Origin of the sequence: Streptomyces boncukensis (assembly GCF_011045075.1) — a bacterium.
Classification (GTDB): Bacteria; Actinomycetota; Actinomycetes; order Streptomycetales; family Streptomycetaceae; genus Streptomyces; species Streptomyces boncukensis.
In genome coordinates, this window is the sequence record NZ_JAAKZZ010000123.1 from 1 (window position 1) to 16,731 (window position 16,731).

Consider the following 16,731-nt stretch of genomic DNA (forward strand, 5'->3'; position numbering starts at 1 on the left):
CCAGCCCCTCCGCGACGGGCACCGGCTCGCCCGGCGCCTCCCAGCACTCGACGGTCAGCGGCCGCGGCGAGGTGTGGACACACGGCCTGACGCGCTCGTCCAGGACGCGGCGCAGCCGGTCTTCGAGGGTGCGGCGATCGTCGTGCATGGCTCAGCTCCTCGGAAAGTGTCCGGCGGACTCTGCTGGACAGGGCCCTACCCCCCGTGCGCGGCGGGCAGTCCGCGGGTGCGGGGGGAGTGCGGTCCCGCGGGCCCGCCGCCCCTCAGCGGCCGGTCGTGGCCGCGCGCTCACGGCTTGGCCGAGCGGTAGTAGCGGCGGGCCCCCTCGTCCAGCGGCACGGGGTCGGTGTAGATCGCGGTGCGCAGGTCGACCTTCTGGGCCGCGTGCACCTCCCGCCCGATCTCGTCGCGGCTCTTGATGACGGAGCGGGTGACGCCCTCGGTCAGCGCCGGGTCCACCCGGTCCGAGGTGAGCAGCAGATTGGCCACGGCCAGTGTCTTGACCGACTTCCCCTTCTGCACGGACGGATACGCGTCAGGGGCCATCACGGCGGCACGGTAGTAGCGCGTGTCCGGCTCCTGCTCGTGCAGCCGGGGCACCAGGTCGCCGAGCGGCACGAAGCGTATGTCGGCGCGCTCGGCGAGCTTCTCGATGGCGCTCGTCGGCAGGCCGCCGGACCAGAAGAACGCGTCCAGCTTCCCCTCCGTCAGCATGCGCGGCATCCGGTCGATGCCGAACGGGACCGTCTCCACGTCCCGCTCGGCATCGAGCCCCGCCGCCAGCAGCAGCCGACCGGCGATCAGCGAGACGCCGGAGCCCTCCTCACCGACGCCCACCCTGCGGCCCTCCAGGTCCGCGGTGCTGCGCACCGGGGAGTCCTCCGGGACGACCAGGTGCATGTAGTCGTCGTACAGCCGTCCGCAGGCCCGGATGCGCGCCGCGTTCGCACGGCCCTCGTTCCGGTACGCGGCGACCGCGTCGGCCGCCGCGATGGTGAAGTCCGTCCGCCCGGCCGCCACCCGCTCCACGTTGTCGACCGAGCCCTGGCTGTGCCGCAGTCGCAGATCCACCCCCGGCAGGTCCTCCGACAGGTGCCGCTCCAGCAGCTCCCCGTACCGCTCGTAGACGCCGGTGCGCACGCCGGTGCTGAAGGTGACCCTTCCGCTGGGTGACTCTCCCGGCTCTGGAACGAGCCACCAGGCGAGCAGCCCGCACACCACCGCTGCGGCGCCGGCGCCCCACAGCGCGCGCCGGGTCCGCGCCGTGCGCGGCCCGCGCGCACCCGGAATCCGCAGCCTGACCATGGCCCGGATACTGCCAGCAAGAAGGGGGCGCCGTCAGCGGTGGGAAGCAGACCGTCCCGCGGCGGGCGCGACACCTGGCCGCCAGGCCGCGGGTGACCGGCCGCGGGTGGCCGGCCCGGCTGCCGGTTCCGGGGTCCGGAGCCCTCCGCCGAAACGCCTACCCTGGTGTCATGAGCGCGCACGATGATCTTACTCGAAGCTACGAGATCCGTACGTTCGGCTGCCAGATGAACGTCCATGACTCCGAGCGGATGGCGGGTCTGCTGGAGGACGCCGGCTATGTGCGCGCCTCCCAGGACGCGGAGGCCGTCGACGTCGTGGTGTTCAACACCTGTGCCGTGCGGGAGAACGCGGACAACCGCCTGTACGGCAACCTCGGCCAGCTCGCGCCCAAGAAGGCGAACCGTCCCGGGATGCAGATCGCGGTCGGCGGCTGCCTGGCGCAGAAGGACCGCGACACCATCGTGCGCAAGGCCCCCTGGGTGGACGTGGTCTTCGGCACCCACAACGTCGGCAAGCTCCCTGTGCTGCTGGAGCGCGCCCGGACGCAGGACGAGGCGCAGGTCGAGATCGCCGAGTCGCTGGAGGCGTTCCCCTCGACCCTGCCGACGCGCCGCGAGAGCGCCTACGCCGCCTGGGTCTCCGTCTCCGTGGGCTGCAACAACACCTGCACGTTCTGCATCGTCCCGCAGCTGCGCGGCAAGGAGAAGGACCGCCGCCCCGGCGACATCCTCGCCGAGATCGAGGCCCTGGTCGACGAGGGCGTCAGCGAGGTCACCCTGCTCGGCCAGAACGTCAACGCCTACGGTTCCGACATCGGCGACCGCGAGGCGTTCAGCAAGCTGCTGCGTGCCTGCGGGCGCGTCGAGGGCCTGGAGCGCGTCCGCTTCACCTCGCCGCACCCGCGCGACTTCACGGACGACGTGATCGCCGCCATGGCCGAGACGCCGAACGTGATGCCGCAGCTCCACATGCCGCTGCAGTCCGGCTCCTCGCGGGTGCTGAAGGCCATGCGCCGCTCGTACCGCCAGGAGCGCTTCCTGGGCATCATCGGGAAGGTCCGTGCCGCCCTGCCCGATGCGGCCGTGTCCACCGACATCATCGTGGGCTTCCCCGGCGAGACCGAGGAGGACTTCCAGGAGACCCTGCACGTGGTGCGCGAGTCCCGCTTCGCGCAGGCGTTCACCTTCCAGTACAGCAAGCGCCCCGGGACCCCGGCCGCCGAGATGGACGGCCAGATCCCCAAGGAGGTCGTGCAGGAGCGGTACGAGCGCCTGGTCGCCCTCCAGGAGCAGATCTCCTGGGAGGAGAACAAGAAGCAGGTCGGCCGCACCCTGGAGCTGCTCGTCGCCGAGGGCGAGGGCCGCAAGAACGACGCCACGCACCGCCTCTCCGGCCGCGCGCCCGACAACCGCCTGGTGCACTTCACCCGCCCCGGGGAGCCGGTGCGTCCGGGCGACGTCGTCACCGTCGAGGCCACCTACGCCGCACCGCACCACCTCATCGCCGAGGGCCCCGTCGCCTCCGTACGGCGCACCCGTGCCGGCGACGCGTGGGAGCGCCGCCAGGCGGCCCCGGAGGGCCCGCAGGGCGGACAGCCGGTGATGCTCGGGCTGCCCTCGGTCGGTGCCCCCGCGCCGCGGCCCGAGCCCGCCGCACACGGCGGCTGCGAGGTCTGCTGACCGTGGCCCGCTGGGGACTCATCGTCGAGGAGCTGCCGGTGGGCGGGAACGCGCTGCCTCTCGCCAATGTGCTCGCGGAGTTCGAGGCCGTGAGCCGGCGGGAGGCCGAAGAGCTGGCCAAGCCGCACATCCGCGCGTACACCCCGCGCCACCCCATGACCCCGAAACGCAACAGGCTGTACCGCACGGCCGACGGCTGGATGCTCGTCGGCGAGGGGGCGTTCCAGAAGCACTACCCGTACCACTTCCGGGTCTGCGAGCTGGAGTGGGACTCGGACGCCGCGCCCGTCGAGGACGCCGACCACTGACCGCGGCGCCCCGCCGGCAGCCCGTGTCCCCGGCCGGTCGCCCGCGTGCCCCGGTCGCCCGTGTGCGCCACCGCTCGCACGGCCGGGTGACGTGCGGCCGGGGCAGGGTAGGCGTGCCGGGCAAACCCCCCTAAGCTGCGCGCCATGCTTGTCGCCGCCGCCGTATGCCCCTGCCCGCCGCTGCTCGTTCCCGAGGTCGCCAGCGGCTCCGCTCACGAGATGGACGGGGCGCGCGCCGCCTGCTACGACGCCATCGGCGTCCTGGCGGCCGCCCGACCCGACCGGCTCCACGTCCTCGGCCCCGCGGGCCAGCCGGGGCGCGGCCCCCACCCGCAGGGGGCGCGCGGCTCGTTCCGCGGCTTCGGCGTCGACCTGGAGGTCAGCCTCGGCAAGGGCGACCCGGCCCGCCGCGAGCTGCCCCTGTCCCTGGCGGTGGGCGCGTGGCTGCTGGAGCGCACGGGCTGGACCGCCGCCCCCGTCGAGGGCCTCGGCATCGGCGAGCCGCTGGCCCGCGAGCGCTGCGCCACCGCAGGCAAGGAGCTCGCCGGCGCCGCCGACCGGGTCGCCATGCTGGTGATGGGGGACGGCAGCGGCTGCCGCACCCTCAAGGCCCCGGGCTACTTCGACGACCGCGCCGCCGCGTTCGACGCCGAGGCGGCCCGCGCCCTCGGCACGGCCGACGTCCCCGGGGTGCTCGCCCTGGACCCGGAGCTGGCGTACGAGCTGCACGTGGCGGGCCGCTCCTCCTGGCAGACCCTCGCGGGGGCCGCGGAGGGCGCCGGGCTGGACGGACGGCTGCTGTACGAGGACGCTCCGTACGGCGTCGGCTACGTGGTCGCGAGCTGGTCCTGACGCACGGGTGGGGGTGTGCGGGCGCCAGGCGCTCACACACCCCCACGGGGCGCTTCCGGGGCCGTCAGGCGCCGCTCAGGAGCCGGAGCCCTGGCCGGAGCCTTTCCCGTCGTCCTTGCCGTCGTCCTTGGTGCCCTTGCCGTCGTCGGCGAGGCGGTCGGCGGCTTCCTTGGCCTTCTGGGTGCCGGACCTGATCTGGCCGGTGTACTTGCCCTTGGTCTTGGAGTCCGCGACCTGTGCGGCCTTGTCCAGCCCCTGCTGCACCCGGTCCCCGTGCTGGTTCAGCAGACCCTTGACCTTGTTCATGAAGCCCATCGCGGCCACCTTCCTCGCAGCGCGCCCAGGCGTCCCCGGACGGCTCGGCTCACTTGCGGGCGCTCTCACCGGTCCCGCTGTCGGCGGCCTTCTCGGCCGACTGCTGCTTGGGGATGCCGACTCCGCTGTCCCCGGACTCGACAGTAGCGGCCCGGTCCGCCGCCTCGCTCCCCGGCTCCCCTTCCGCGCCGTCGGCGCTCTGCCCGGCCGGATCCGCTGCGGACGCCGCCTCCGCGCCCTCCCCGGGCTCCGCCGTGCCCTCGGCGGAGCCGCCCACCTCGGTGTCACCGGTGGCGCCGGCGTCACCGGTGACACTCGTGTCACCGGCGTCAGCCGCGGGCCCGGCGGCGGCGTCAGCCGCGGGCCCGGCGGCGGCCTCGGCCGCGGCCGGAGCCGGGCCCGCGGCGCTGTCCTTCGTTTCCTCTGCGTTCCCCGCGGGGGCCGGCGCGGGCGCCGGGTCCGCACCTTCCCGCGCGTCGGCGGCGGCGACAGCGGGCTCCTGTGCCGTCCCCGCGTCCACCCCGGTTTCCTCCGTGGGGGTGGCCTCGGCGGCACCCCCCGTTGACGTGGTGGACGAACGACGGAGAAGCCTCGCAAACACGCCCATATCTACTCCAGACCATACTCGTGCGGGCGGAATCCCGCGCCTTGTGGAGCGTCTCTTTGCGCCGCCCCGAGGCGCCGGTGCGGAAACCGGCTGCCGGAACCTCGCAACGGGGAACGACGCCGCCCCCGGGGCGTCACGTCGCTCGTTCGAGGAGTCGCGGGGAGGTTTGCGAGACTGACGGTGTGAAACCCGCTAGCTCCCCCGCCCCTGCCGCACCGCCCGTCGTCGCGGTGGTGGGGCCCACCGCCGCCGGCAAGTCCGAGCTGGGCGTCCACCTCGCCCGCGAGCTGGGAGGCGAGGTCGTCAATGCGGACTCGATGCAGCTCTACCGTGGCATGGACATCGGCACCGCCAAGCTGACCGCGGAGGAGCGGCAGGGCGTCCCGCACCACCTGCTGGACATCTGGGACGTCACCGTGGCGGCCAGCGTCGCGGAGTACCAGAAGCTGGCGCGCGCCACGATCGACCGGCTGCGCGCCGAGGGCCGGGTCCCCGTCCTGGTCGGCGGCTCCGGGCTGTATGTGCGCGGGGCGATCGACGCGATGGACTTCCCCGGAACGGACCCCGAAGTGCGCGCCCGGCTGGAGGCCGAGCTGGCCGAGCAGGGCACCGGCCCGCTGCACGCCCGGCTGGTGCACGCCGATCCGGAGGCGGCGCGCGCCATCCTGCCCAGCAACGGCCGCCGGATCGTGCGCGCCCTTGAGGTCATCGAGATCACCGGACAGCCGTTCACCGCCAACCTCCCCGGGCACGAGGCGGTGTACGACACCATCCAGATCGGCGTCGACGTCGCCCGCCCGGAGCTGGACGCCCGGATCGCGGCGCGCGTGGACCGCATGTGGGAGGCGGGGCTCGTCGACGAGGTGCGGGCACTGGAGGCCGCCGGGCTGCGCGAGGGGCGCACCGCCTCCCGCGCGCTGGGCTACCAGCAGGTGCTGGCGGCGCTCGCGGGGGAGTGCACCGAGGAAGAGGCGCGGGCCGAGACCGTACGTGCGACCAAGCGCTTCGCGCGCCGTCAGGACTCGTGGTTCAGGCGGGACCCACGGGTGCAGTGGCTCAGTGGTGCGCAGTCGGACCGGGGGGAACTCCACGGGCACGCGATGGTGTTGCTCGAAAGCGCGGTCACAGCCTGATCACGTGATGGCATCGGGAAGCGCCGGGCGAGCCTGGCGGCCCCGAGAGCGTGCCATCATCGACCTTCGATCGAGCCGTGAAGCCGGAGTTGGGAGGGCGTGTGGCGATGGAGGCCAGCCCTCGTGACGGCGACGGGACGGACGAGACGGTCGCGGGCGCGGCGGCGGGCGGCGACCGGCCGCTGCCGGATCCGCGCGACGCACTCGCGGAGGCCCTCGACGGCCCGGACGGCCCGGAGCCGCAGGACGAAGCGGAGCCGGAAGCAGACGGCCCCGCGGACGGCCCTTCCGACGGCCCGGACGCGGCCGAGGAGGCCGTGGACGCCGCCGTGGAGCCGCAGGAGCTGCGCCCGCAGCGCAAGCTGCGGCTGTGGCAGCTCGCGCCGATCGTGGCGCTGGGCGCCCTCGGCTCCCTGATGTTCGCCTTCCCGCTGGCCTTCGAGCCCGGCGGGAGCTCCGGCGCTGTGGTGTCCATGCTGGGCCTGCTGATCTGCGGCTGCGCCGCCGGCTGGGGCGTGATGGCGGCCCGGAGGGTCGGCCACACCTGGCCGGGGCTGCCGGCGCGCGGCTCGGACCGCCGCCCGGACTGGCGGGTGGTCGCGGTGTACGCAGTGGTGGTCTGCACGGTTGTCGTCCTGGCCGTGCTGCGGGTCGCCCGCCTGCGGTGAGCGCCGGCCCACGTCCGGCATGCCGGTCCCGTACGATCGGGTACGTGACCAGCGTGCAGCGTGTGCCGTTCCTCAAGGGGCACGGCACGGAGAACGACTTCGTGATCATCCCCGACCCGGACGGGACGTTCGAGCTGTCCGCGGCCGATGTCGCCCGGCTGTGCGACCGGCGCGCCGGTATCGGCGGTGACGGCCTGCTGCGCGTGGTGCGCGCCGCCGCGCACCCCGAGGCCCGCGCCCTGGCCGAGTCCGGCGGGTCCGGCTCCGGCGACGGCTCCGGGTCCGGGGACGGCTCCGGGTCCGAGGACGGCTCCGGGTCCGAGGACGGCTCCGGGTCCGAGGACGCGGAGTGGTTCATGGACTACCGCAACGCCGACGGCTCGGTGGCGGAGATGTGCGGCAACGGCGTGCGGGTCTTCGCGCGCTATCTGGAGCGTGCCGGCCTGGTCGAGCCCGGCGACTTCACCATCGTCACCCGCGCCGGGCCGCGCCGGCTCCATCTCGCCAAGGACGGCGGGGACATCACCGTCGGCATGGGCATGGCGCAGCTGCCCGCGGGAGCGGACGGGGAGGTCACCGTCAGCGCGGCGGGCCGCAGCTGGCCCGCCCGCAGGGTCGGCATGGGCAATCCGCACGCCGTCGCCTTCGTGGACGAACTCGCCGATGCGGGACCCCTTCTGGACGCCCCCGAGACGGCTCCCGCCGACGCGTTCCCGCACGGCGTCAACGTCGAGTTCGTCGTCGACCGGGGGCCGCGGCACGTGGCGATGCGGGTGCACGAGCGGGGCTCGGGGGAGACGCGCTCCTGCGGCACCGGAGCGTGCGCCGTCATGGTGGCGGCGGCCCGGCGGGACGGCGCACGGCCCGAGCGGGACGGCGTCCCCGCGACCTACACGGTGGACGTGCCCGGCGGGCGGCTGGTCATCACCGAACGAACCGACGGCGAGATCGAGATGACGGGTCCCGCCGAGATCGTCGCGGAAGGCAGAATCGATTCCGGCCTCCTTCCGTAAGGCACCGGGTGCGAACGTCGCACGATGGAGTGATCCCGCTCACAGCGGGCAACGCCTGGTCAACGGTGCGTGATGGGGTCATAGGTCCACACCCCGGCTCCGGGGTGTGCGGGAAGCGGGAGGTGCCCATGAGCGCGGTGCGCAATCTGCGGAAGCTCAGCAGGGCAGCGCTGCTGAGCGCCACCCCGCGCAACGCGCTGCCCGACGCCATCGAGCACGTCGCCAAGGTGCACCGGGCGCACCATCCGGAGGCGGACCTGCGTCCGCTGCGCCGCGCGTACGTCCTCGCCGAGTCCTCGCACCGTGGGCAGATGCGCAAGAGCGGCGAGCCGTACATCACCCATCCGCTGGCGGTCACCCTGCTGCTCGCGCAGCTCGGTGCCGAGACCACGACCCTGACGGCCTCCCTGCTGCACGACACCGTCGAGGACACCGAGGTGACGCTCGACCAGGTGCGCACGGAGTTCGGCGACGAGGTGTGCTACCTGGTCGACGGGGTGACCAAGCTGGAGAAGGTCGACTACGGCGCCGCCGCCGAGCCCGAGACCTTCCGCAAGATGCTCGTCGCGGCGGGCGACGACGTCCGTGTCATGTCCATCAAGCTGGCCGACCGGCTGCACAACATGCGCACCCTCGGCGTGATGCGCCCCGAGAAGCAGGCACGTATCGCCAAGGTCACCCGGGACGTCCTCATTCCGCTCGCCGAACGGCTCGGCATCCAGGCCCTCAAGAGCGAGCTGGAGGACCTGGTCTTCGCGATCCTGCACCCCGAGGACCACCGCCGCACCCGCGCGCTGATGCGGGACCACGCCGCGCGCGCCGACCCGCTCACCGAGATCGCGGCTCAGGCGCGCCGGCTGGTGCGCGAGGCGGGCATCGCGGCCCAGGTGCTCATCCGCCCGCGCCACACCCTCTCCGTCCACAAACTCCTGCTGAAACGCGGCGAGCTGGGCCCCGGCGACTTCGGGCGGCTGCTCGTCCTGGTGGGGGAGGACGCGGACTGCTACGCCGTGCTGGGCGAGCTGCACACCTGCTTCACGCCGCTCATCTCCGAGTTCAAGGACTTCATCGCGGCCCCGAAGTTCAACCTCTACCAGTCCCTGCACACCGCCATCGCCGACGACCGCGGGCGGGTGGCCGAAGTCCTGGTCCGCACCCGCCGGATGCACCGCGTGGCCGAGGCGGGAGTGATCGCCCTGGGCGACCCGCACGCGGCGTCCGAGGAGGCCGTCCCCGAGGCCCTCGGCGAGCCGGCGGCCGAGCGCACCGACCCCACCCGGCCCGGCTGGCTCTCGCGGCTGCTGGAGTGGCAGAGCCACGCCCCCGACCCGGACACCTTCTGGACGGAGCTGCGCGACGAGCTCGCCGCGGACCGCGAGATCACCGTCTACTGCGCGGCTCCCGCGGGCTCCGAGCCGGGCCCGGCCGGCGGTGCCCTGCCGCTCCCGGCCGGCGCCTCCTGCGTCGACGCCGCCTACGCCCGGCTGGGCGAGGCCGCGCACCGCTGCATCGGCGTGCGCGTCAACGGACGGCTCACGGCGCTCAGCACGGTGCTGCACGACGGGGACGCCGTCCAGCTCTTCCTGGAGTCCGCAGCGGGCGGCTCCTCCGGCCCGTCGCCCGAGTGGCTGGAGCATGTGCGCACCCCCGCAGCCCGTATCGCCATCCGCCGGTGGCTCGCCCAGCACGCGCCCGGTGAGGACGGCCGGCGGGAGCCCGGTGCCGCCGTCCGGGAGCACGACGGCGCCGTCCCGGCACCGGGCGCACACGAGCCACCGGAGGCGCACGGCGCACCGGGCACGCACCGTGCACCGGGCGCGCACGTGGCGCGGGGCGCCGGCGGTCCGCCGGGCGGTCCGGATCCGGACGCCCCTGGACCGGACAGCCCGGATCCGGGCGGCACGGGCGGAGCCGGCGCGGGTGCAGCCGGCGCGGATCCGGCGCCGGCCGAGAGCACGCCGGTCGTCGACGACCGGCCGAACGCCCCCGTACGGCTGGCGCGCTGCTGTACGCCCGTCCCGCCCGACGCCGTCACGGGGTTCGCGGTGCGCGGCGGCGCGGTCACCGTGCACCGCGACACGTGCCAGGCGGTGGCCCGGATGACGGCCTCGGGGCGGATCGCGCTGGACGTGCGCTGGCAGCAGAGCGTGACCGGCTGCCGGGTCACCCTGTACGCGGAGGCGCTGGGGCGGCCCCGCCTGCTGGCCGATCTGACGGAGGCCATCGCGGCGGAGGGCGCAGCCGTCGTCTCCGCCGACGTCGAGCCCCCGCGCGAACAGCGCGTACGCCACACCTACACGCTCCAACTCCCCGACGCCCGGGGCCTCCCCGCGCTGATGCGCGCGATGCTCCGGGTGCCCGGCGTCTACGACGTGACGCGCGCCGTCCGCCGCCCGTCCGCCATCTGACGCCCCGGCCCCGAAGGGCCCCCACAGCGCGCGGCCCCATTCGGGTGGGCCGCCCACGCGCCGCCCCGCCGGGCGCGCGCCGCGCTGGTAGCGATGGGCCATGGCCTGCACAGCTTCCCGCATCCGCCGCCGCTGCACCACGGTCGCCGCGGTCTCCGCCACGGTCCTCGCCCTGGTCGCCGCGAGCGTTCCGGCCCCCGAACCGCTCGGCGTCGGCGACCGCCTCTTCCCCGGGCTCGGCAACCCCGGCTACGACGTCCGCGCGTACGACATCTCCTTCCGCTACGACGGCACCCCGGACCGGCCGCTGCCGGCGCGCACGCGGATCGACGCCCGGGTCACCGCGCGCCATCTGGACCGGTTCCACCTGGACTTCGCGGGCGGCACGGTGCGCGGCGTCCGGGTGAACGGACTGCCCGCACAGCACCGCCGCGCCGGCGAGGACCTGGTCGTCACCCCGGGGATCCCCGTGCGGCGGCACATGCCGCTGCGCATCGACATCCGGCACACCAGTCCCACCGAGGGCGTCGAGCACGGCGCCTGGGTGCGCACGAAGGACGGCCTGGTCATGGCCGCGCAGCCGGACGCGGCACACCGTGCCTTCCCCGCCAACGACCACCCGTCCGACAAGGCGCGCTTCACCTTCCGGCTCACCGCGCCGCGCGGCGTCACGGCCGTGGCGGGCGGCACGCTGGTGGGGCGGAACCCCGCCGGCGGCGGGCGCATCACCTGGACGTACCGGCTCGCCCGCCCCATGGCCACCGAGCTGGCCCAGGTCTCCTTCGGGCGCTCCGCCGTGCTGCGCCGCGAGGGGCCGCACGGCCTGCCGGTACGGGACGTCGTGCCACGCGGGCAGCGCGAGCAGCTGGAGCCCTGGCTGGCCAGGACACCCGCCCAGATGGCGTGGCTGGAGCAGCGGCTGGGCCGCTACCCCTTCGAGAACTACGGCGTGCTCGCTGCCGAGGCCCCTCTGGGCTTCGCCCTGGAGACCCAGACCCTCTCGCTGTTCGGACGCCGGTTCCTGACCTCGCCGACCTACCCGTCCTGGTACAAGCAGTCGGTCATGGTGCACGAACTGGCCCACCAGTGGTTCGGCAACAGCGTCACGCCCCGCAGGTGGAGCGACCTGTGGCTCAGCGAGGGCCACGCCACCTGGTACGAGTGGCACTACGGCGCCGAGCGGGGCGGCTTCCCGGTCGCCCGCCGGCTGCGTGCCGCCTACCGGCACTCGGACGCGTGGCGCGAGCGGTACGGTCCGCCCGCCGCGCCGCGCGTGCCCGCGCAAGGCGAGCGCCCCAAGGTCTTCAGCCCTGTGGTGTACGACGGGTCGGCGCTGGTGCTCTACGCGCTGCGGCAGCGGATCGGCGAGGCGGACTTCGCACGCCTGCAGCGGGCCTGGACCGCCCGGCACCGCGACGGCAACGCCACCACCGCCGACTTCATCGCCCTGGCCGGCGAGGTGTCCGGTCAGGACCTCACCGGCTTCCTGCGCGCGTGGCTGTACGGGAAGAAGACCCCGCCGATGCCCGGCCACCCGGACTGGCGCAGTGCGCCCGGCGGCAAATCCGGGTGACGGCGCCCCCGCGGCGTGCGACTATCGCTGTGGCCGCGCGGCCGCCGCGCACCGGGCACGGCGGCGCCCCGGGAATCTTCCCCGGGGTGTGCGCGTTCTCCCGGTACAGAAGAGTCCCTCGACGTAAGGATGCACTTGACCCTCTCCTCTTCCCTTCCACAGAACGGCAACCGCCTCGACAGGACGAACCGCCGGGCCGACGCCCTGATGGAAGAGGACGTCGCACGGAGTGACGCGTTCGACGAGGACCGTGACGGCGAGCAGTACGACCGGTCGGAGCGCGCGGCACTGCGCAGGGTGGCCGGCCTCTCCACGGAGCTCGAAGACGTCACGGAGGTCGAGTACCGGCAGCTGCGCCTGGAGCGCGTGGTGCTGGTCGGCGTCTGGACCTCCGGCACCGTCACCGACGCGGAGAACTCGCTGGCCGAGCTGGCCGCACTCGCCGAGACCGCCGGCGCGATGGTGCTCGACGGCGTGGTGCAGCGCCGCGACAAGCCCGACGCGGCCACCTACATCGGCTCCGGCAAGGCCGCCGAGCTGCGGGACATCGTCCTGGAGACCGGGGCCGACACCGTGATCTGCGACGGCGAGCTGACCCCCGGGCAGCTGATCCACCTGGAGGACGTCGTCAAGGTCAAGGTGGTGGACCGCACCGCCCTGATCCTCGACATCTTCGCGCAGCACGCCAAGTCCCGCGAGGGCAAGGCGCAGGTCGCCCTGGCCCAGATGACGTACATGCTGCCCAGGCTGCGCGGCTGGGGCCAGTCGCTCTCCCGGCAGATGGGCGGCGGCGGCTCCGGCTCCGCGGGCGGCGGCATGGCCACCCGGGGCCCCGGTGAGACCAAGATCGAGACGGATCGTCGGCGGATCCGCGAGAAGATGGCGAAGATGCGCCGGGAGATCGCGGAGATGAAGACCGGCCGCGAGATCCAGCGGCAGGACCGCAGGCGGCACAGGGTGCCCTCGGTGGCCATCGCGGGCTACACCAACGCGGGCAAGTCGTCGCTGCTCAACCGGCTCACCGGCGCGGGCGTGCTGGTGGAGAACGCGCTGTTCGCCACCCTCGACCCCACCGTGCGCAAGGCCGAGACCCCCAGCGGCCGGGCCTACACCCTGGCCGACACCGTCGGCTTTGTGCGCCACCTTCCGCACCACCTGGTGGAGGCGTTCCGCTCCACCATGGAGGAGGTCGCCGAGGCCGATCTGATCCTGCACGTGGTGGACGGCTCGCACCCCGCGCCGGAGGAGCAGCTCGCCTCCGTACGCGAGGTCGTCGGGGACGTCGGCGCCGCCGAGGTCCCCGAGATCGTGGTGGTCAACAAGGCGGACGCCGCCGACCCGCTCGTGCTCCAGCGGCTGCTGCGCACCGAGAAGCACGCGCTGCTCGTCTCGGCCCGCACCGGCCAGGGGATCGAGGACCTGCGCGCGCTCATCGACAGCGAGCTGCCGCGTCCCTCGGTCGAGCTGGAGGTCCTGCTGCCGTACACGGAGGGCAAGCTCGTCTCGCGTGTGCACAGCCAGGGCGAGGTGCTCTCCGAGGAGCACACCGACAGCGGCACCCTGCTCAAGGCCCGGGTGCACGAGGAACTGGCCGCCGTGCTGCGCCGGTTCCAGCCGGTGGCGTAGCTCCGCCCGGCGCGCTTCCCGCACCCGGGTACACGCGCACACGGCGACGGCCCGCCCCCTCGCCGAACGGGAGGGGGCGGGCCGCCGCCGTGCCGCGGGCCGTGGCTCTCAGCCCCGGCCCGCGTACTTCTTGCTGATCGCGTCGAAGACGCCCTTGGCCGTCGCGCCCAGCCGCGGGCCCGCGAGCCAGGTGGCGGGACGCGGGCCGATCGAGTTGACCGAGACCAGCTCGGCCTTGCCGCCCGCGCCCTTGACCAGCCACGGGCCGCCGGAGGAGCCCCCGGTCATCGTGCAGCCGATGCGGTAGAGCGGCGGCTGCGTCCGGTCGAGGGTCAGCGTGCCCGGCCGGTCCGTGCAGCGGTACATCCGCGCCCCGTTGAAGGGCGGCGCCGCCGGGTAGCCGTAGGAGCTGACTCCCGGGGCCCGGGACGCCGAGGGGGCCTGGAAGTTCACCTTCACGGCGGCGCCGACGGTCTCCTCCAGCGACTTGCCGGTCTTGTTGACCGGCTCGACGCGCAGGACGGCGAAGTCCTGCTGTGCGCCCCCGCCGCCGGCCTTGGCGCCCTTCTGGATCCAGTAGTTGGTGGTCTGCGCCCACTTCACCCACCACTGGCCGTACGGCGCGACCTGTCGCGGCCCTGCGCTCCGCACGGCCGAGGGGGAGAGCCCCGTGTTGTTGTAGGCCGGGATGAAGGAGATGTTGCGCAGCCAGCCGCCGCTCCTGCCGGAGTGGACGCAGTGCCCGGCGGTGGCGACCAGGTTGGACTTGCCGGGGCTGCGCGGGTCCTTCACCACGGTGCCGGAGCACACCATGGGCCCCTGCGGGGTGTCCATGAAGATCTTGCCCGCCGGGGCCGCGTGCCGGGTGTACGGCGTCGGCACGCTCTTCGCCCGCACCGGGCTGGGCGCGGCGCTGCTGCCCCCGCCCCCGCCCCCGCTGCTCGCGCTGCCGGAGGTGTTGCGCACGTTGGCGGGGACGCGCTTCTCGTTGTCCTCCGCCTTCCGCATCCGGCTGGGCTTCCAGTGGTCCTCGATGTACGGGTTGAAGAAGTCGGCCGCCTCACGGAGCCACCGCTCCTTGTCCCAGTTCTTCCAGGCGCCGTCGCGCCACTTGTCGAGGTCCTTCAGCGAGGTGGGCAGGTCGTCGGGCAGGTCGTCCGGCAGCCCGAGCCGGTCCTTCGCGTCCTTGGCCTTGTCCGCGGCGTCTCCGCCGTCCCCGGAGCTCCCTGAGTCCCCGCCGCCGGGCGAGGCCGACGCGCCGGAGCGGGAGCCGTCGTCCTTGCCGGACGCGTCATCCTCGCCGCCGCCCGAGTCGCAGGCGGTCGCCGTCAGGGCGAGCGCGGCGACGGCCGCAGCCGCGGCCATCGCTCGCCGCCCGCTACCGGTTCTGCGTATCAGTGACATGGGTGAGTCCCCCGTTCAAAACGGCGCACCACAGCGCCGTCATTCTGCGTACTTGCAATTCAGGTGCTCGTGTGCGGAGGCCCGTGCGTGGCACGGGCCGCGGTCAGCCCTTCGCGCTCACCGCGTCGAACACCTGCTTGGCCTCCTGGCCGAGGCGCGCCCCGGCCAGCCAGGTCCGGTTCGTGGGGCCGATGGACGTCACGGAGAGCAGCCGGGTGCCCGTCGTGTCGAGCCACGGGCCGCCCGAGGCCCCGGCGCTCATCGTGCAGCCGATGCGGTACATGGTGGGCTGGCCCGGGTCGAGGGTGAGCCGGCCCGGCTTGTCCGCGCACTGGAACATCTTCGCCCCGTCGAACGGCGGCGCGGCCGGATAGCCGACGGCCCGCAGGCCCTTCAGCGACGTCACCGACGGTGTGCTGAAGTCGACCCGCAGGGCGTGCCCCACCGTCTCCTCCAGCGACCTGCTGCCCTTGTTCTCCTGCTGCACCTGGATCACGGCGAAGTCCTGCGGGGCCCCCTTGCCGCCCCGCTTGGCGCCGTTGTTGATCCAGTGGTCCGTCGTCCGTGCGTGCTTGGCCCACCAGATGCCCTGGGGCGCGATCTCCTGCTTGGGCCGGCTCGCCACCTGCGCGTTGGGCAGTCCCCCGGGGTTGTAGTCGGGGACGAACACCACGTTGCGGAACCAGCCCTTGCCCTTGCCGCCGTGCACACAGTGCCCGGCGGTGGCGACCAGGTTGGACTTGCCCGGCTTGCGGGGGTCCTTCACGACGGCGCCGGAGCAGACCATCGAGCCCTTCGGGGTGTCCATGAACACCTTGCCGGCCGGCAGCTTGTCCTGGTTGTACGGCGTTGCGACCGGCGCCGCGCTGACCGGGCTCGGAGTGGGGTCGGTGACGCCGTCGTCCTGGTCGGAGCCGCTGTCACCGCCGCCGCCCGGTTCGTCGTCGAGGTCGGAGTCGTCGACCTTGCGGTCGTTGCCGTCGGCGTCCTTCATCCGGTCGGGGTCCCACAGGTCCTTGATGATCGGGTTGAAGAACTCCTTGGCCTCGTCCAGCCACTTGTCCTTGTCCCAGTTCTTCCACTGCCCGTCCCGCCACTTGTCCAGGTCGTCCAGCGAGGTGGGGAGGTCGTCGGGCAGGTCGTCCGGCAGTCCCAGATCCCGCTTGAGATCGCTCACCGGATCGTCCGCCTGGGTGGTGGAGGCGTCGGGCCTGCCGCCCGCGTCGTCGTCCTCGTCCGGCCCGCAGGCTGTGGCCGTCACCGCCAGTGCCGCGGCGACCGCTGCCGCGGCCAGCGCCGAACGGCGCCGCGCGGACCTGGCTTTGGATGACATGGCTGAACTCCCCCTGAAGTGGATCGTCGTGCGTGCGCTTGTCATGCACCTCGCCGGGAGGGGCGGGGCCCCACTATGCCCGGTGAGGTGGGGGACGGAGTCAGCAGGGTCCACGGTTCCCCTCGCCGGCCCCCTGCTCAGCAGGGAGCGTGGGGCCGGAAGAGATCTTGCGGAGGCCCGTGATCCGGCGCCGTCGGCTTCGTTGGTACGTACGGGGGAGAGCGGCTCGCTGTCCAGCGCGCCCAGTCGACACCACCGCGAGGAGACCACAGTTGAACGCGCGCTCCGGACCCGAAGGCGCCCCGAAGGGCCCGGTCCGTAAACGCCTTGCCCGGCTGATCGACCCGGCCGTGCCCAGGCAGTCGCGCCGCGGCCCGCGGCACGAGGAGCTGAGCACCGGGCCATACGCCCCCGGCCCGGTCCGCTCGCACCCGGAGGGCACCCCGGACGGCGAACACGACGCCGACGGCCCCGGCCCGCCGGACGGCCGGGACGCCCCTGACC

Annotated in this window: 14 protein-coding genes and 1 pseudogene; 10 read left to right on the forward strand and 5 right to left on the reverse strand. The window is 74.0% G+C overall.

Translation table 11 applies throughout. The features are described 5' to 3' along the window. Nucleotides 1-288: 288 nt before the first annotated feature. Complete coding sequence (locus tag G5C65_RS14435) at nt 289-1,305, reverse strand: TAXI family TRAP transporter solute-binding subunit (RefSeq protein ID WP_165299215.1); 1,017 nt, start codon at nt 1,303-1,305, stop codon at nt 289-291. A gap of 170 nt (nt 1,306-1,475) precedes the next feature. On the opposite strand from G5C65_RS14435, the gene miaB reads away from it, so the two are divergent. The 3 genes from miaB to G5C65_RS14450 all read left to right on the forward strand — a co-directional run bounded on the left by miaB (nt 1,476) and on the right by G5C65_RS14450 (nt 4,147). After that, nucleotides 1,476-2,987, forward strand: a complete 1,512-nt coding sequence (miaB, locus tag G5C65_RS14440; RefSeq protein ID WP_165299216.1) for a tRNA (N6-isopentenyl adenosine(37)-C2)-methylthiotransferase MiaB — start codon at nt 1,476-1,478, stop codon at nt 2,985-2,987. Between the two features lie 2 nt (nt 2,988-2,989). Next, a complete protein-coding gene (locus tag G5C65_RS14445; RefSeq protein WP_165299217.1) occupies nt 2,990-3,295 on the forward strand; it encodes a hypothetical protein in 306 nt (101 codons plus the stop codon). Nucleotides 3,296-3,439: 144 nt separating this feature from the next. Then, the gene (locus tag G5C65_RS14450; RefSeq protein WP_165299218.1) at nt 3,440-4,147 is read left to right on the forward strand and encodes a class III extradiol dioxygenase subunit B-like domain-containing protein; all 708 of its coding nucleotides are present in this window, start codon (nt 3,440-3,442) and stop codon (nt 4,145-4,147) included. Nucleotides 4,148-4,222: 75 nt separating this feature from the next. On the opposite strand, the gene G5C65_RS14455 is transcribed toward G5C65_RS14450, so the two are convergent. Both G5C65_RS14455 and G5C65_RS14460 read right to left on the reverse strand, forming a co-directional pair. Next, the gene (locus G5C65_RS14455; protein WP_165299219.1) at nt 4,223-4,462 is read right to left on the reverse strand and encodes an antitoxin; all 240 of its coding nucleotides are present in this window, start codon (nt 4,460-4,462) and stop codon (nt 4,223-4,225) included. A gap of 49 nt (nt 4,463-4,511) precedes the next feature. Then, on the reverse strand, nt 4,512-4,982 hold the full coding sequence (locus G5C65_RS14460; RefSeq protein ID WP_165299220.1) for a hypothetical protein: 471 nt from the start codon (nt 4,980-4,982) through the stop codon (nt 4,512-4,514). A gap of 269 nt (nt 4,983-5,251) precedes the next feature. Between G5C65_RS14460 and miaA the strand changes: the two genes are divergently transcribed. From miaA to hflX, 6 genes are all read left to right on the forward strand, one after another. Continuing rightward, nucleotides 5,252-6,202 (forward strand): tRNA (adenosine(37)-N6)-dimethylallyltransferase MiaA, encoded by a 951-nt coding sequence (gene miaA, locus G5C65_RS14465; RefSeq protein ID WP_165299221.1) that lies wholly within the window; start codon nt 5,252-5,254, stop codon nt 6,200-6,202. Nucleotides 6,203-6,309: 107 nt separating this feature from the next. Beyond that, complete coding sequence (locus tag G5C65_RS14470; protein ID WP_165299228.1) at nt 6,310-6,870, forward strand: hypothetical protein; 561 nt, start codon at nt 6,310-6,312, stop codon at nt 6,868-6,870. A 44-nt stretch (nt 6,871-6,914) separates the two neighbouring features. After that, on the forward strand, nt 6,915-7,883 hold the full coding sequence (gene dapF / locus G5C65_RS14475) for a diaminopimelate epimerase (RefSeq protein WP_165299222.1): 969 nt from the start codon (nt 6,915-6,917) through the stop codon (nt 7,881-7,883). 128 nt (nt 7,884-8,011) lie between these two features. Further along, nucleotides 8,012-10,291: a RelA/SpoT family protein gene (locus G5C65_RS14480; RefSeq protein ID WP_165299223.1), complete on the forward strand. Its 2,280-nt coding sequence runs from the start codon at nt 8,012-8,014 to the stop codon at nt 10,289-10,291. 100 nt (nt 10,292-10,391) lie between these two features. Then, on the forward strand, nt 10,392-11,864 hold the full coding sequence (locus tag G5C65_RS14485) for a M1 family metallopeptidase (protein WP_165299224.1): 1,473 nt from the start codon (nt 10,392-10,394) through the stop codon (nt 11,862-11,864). A 135-nt stretch (nt 11,865-11,999) separates the two neighbouring features. Further along, nucleotides 12,000-13,490, forward strand: coding sequence for a GTPase HflX (gene hflX, locus G5C65_RS14490; RefSeq protein WP_165299225.1), 1,491 nt, complete (start codon nt 12,000-12,002; stop codon nt 13,488-13,490). Nucleotides 13,491-13,598: 108 nt separating this feature from the next. On the opposite strand, the gene G5C65_RS14495 is transcribed toward hflX, so the two are convergent. Both G5C65_RS14495 and G5C65_RS14500 read right to left on the reverse strand, forming a co-directional pair. Further along, nucleotides 13,599-14,855 carry a trypsin-like serine peptidase gene (locus G5C65_RS14495; protein WP_241265788.1) on the reverse strand — a complete coding sequence of 419 codons (1,257 nt, stop codon included), beginning with the start codon at nt 14,853-14,855 and terminating at the stop codon, nt 13,599-13,601. Nucleotides 14,856-14,997: 142 nt separating this feature from the next. Then, nucleotides 14,998-16,227, reverse strand: a complete 1,230-nt coding sequence (locus G5C65_RS14500; RefSeq protein WP_165299227.1) for a trypsin-like serine peptidase — start codon at nt 16,225-16,227, stop codon at nt 14,998-15,000. A gap of 272 nt (nt 16,228-16,499) precedes the next feature. On the opposite strand from G5C65_RS14500, the pseudogene G5C65_RS14505 reads away from it, so the two are divergent. Continuing rightward, nucleotides 16,500-16,731 (forward strand): annotated as a pseudogene (locus G5C65_RS14505) (hypothetical protein); the annotation flags it as partial.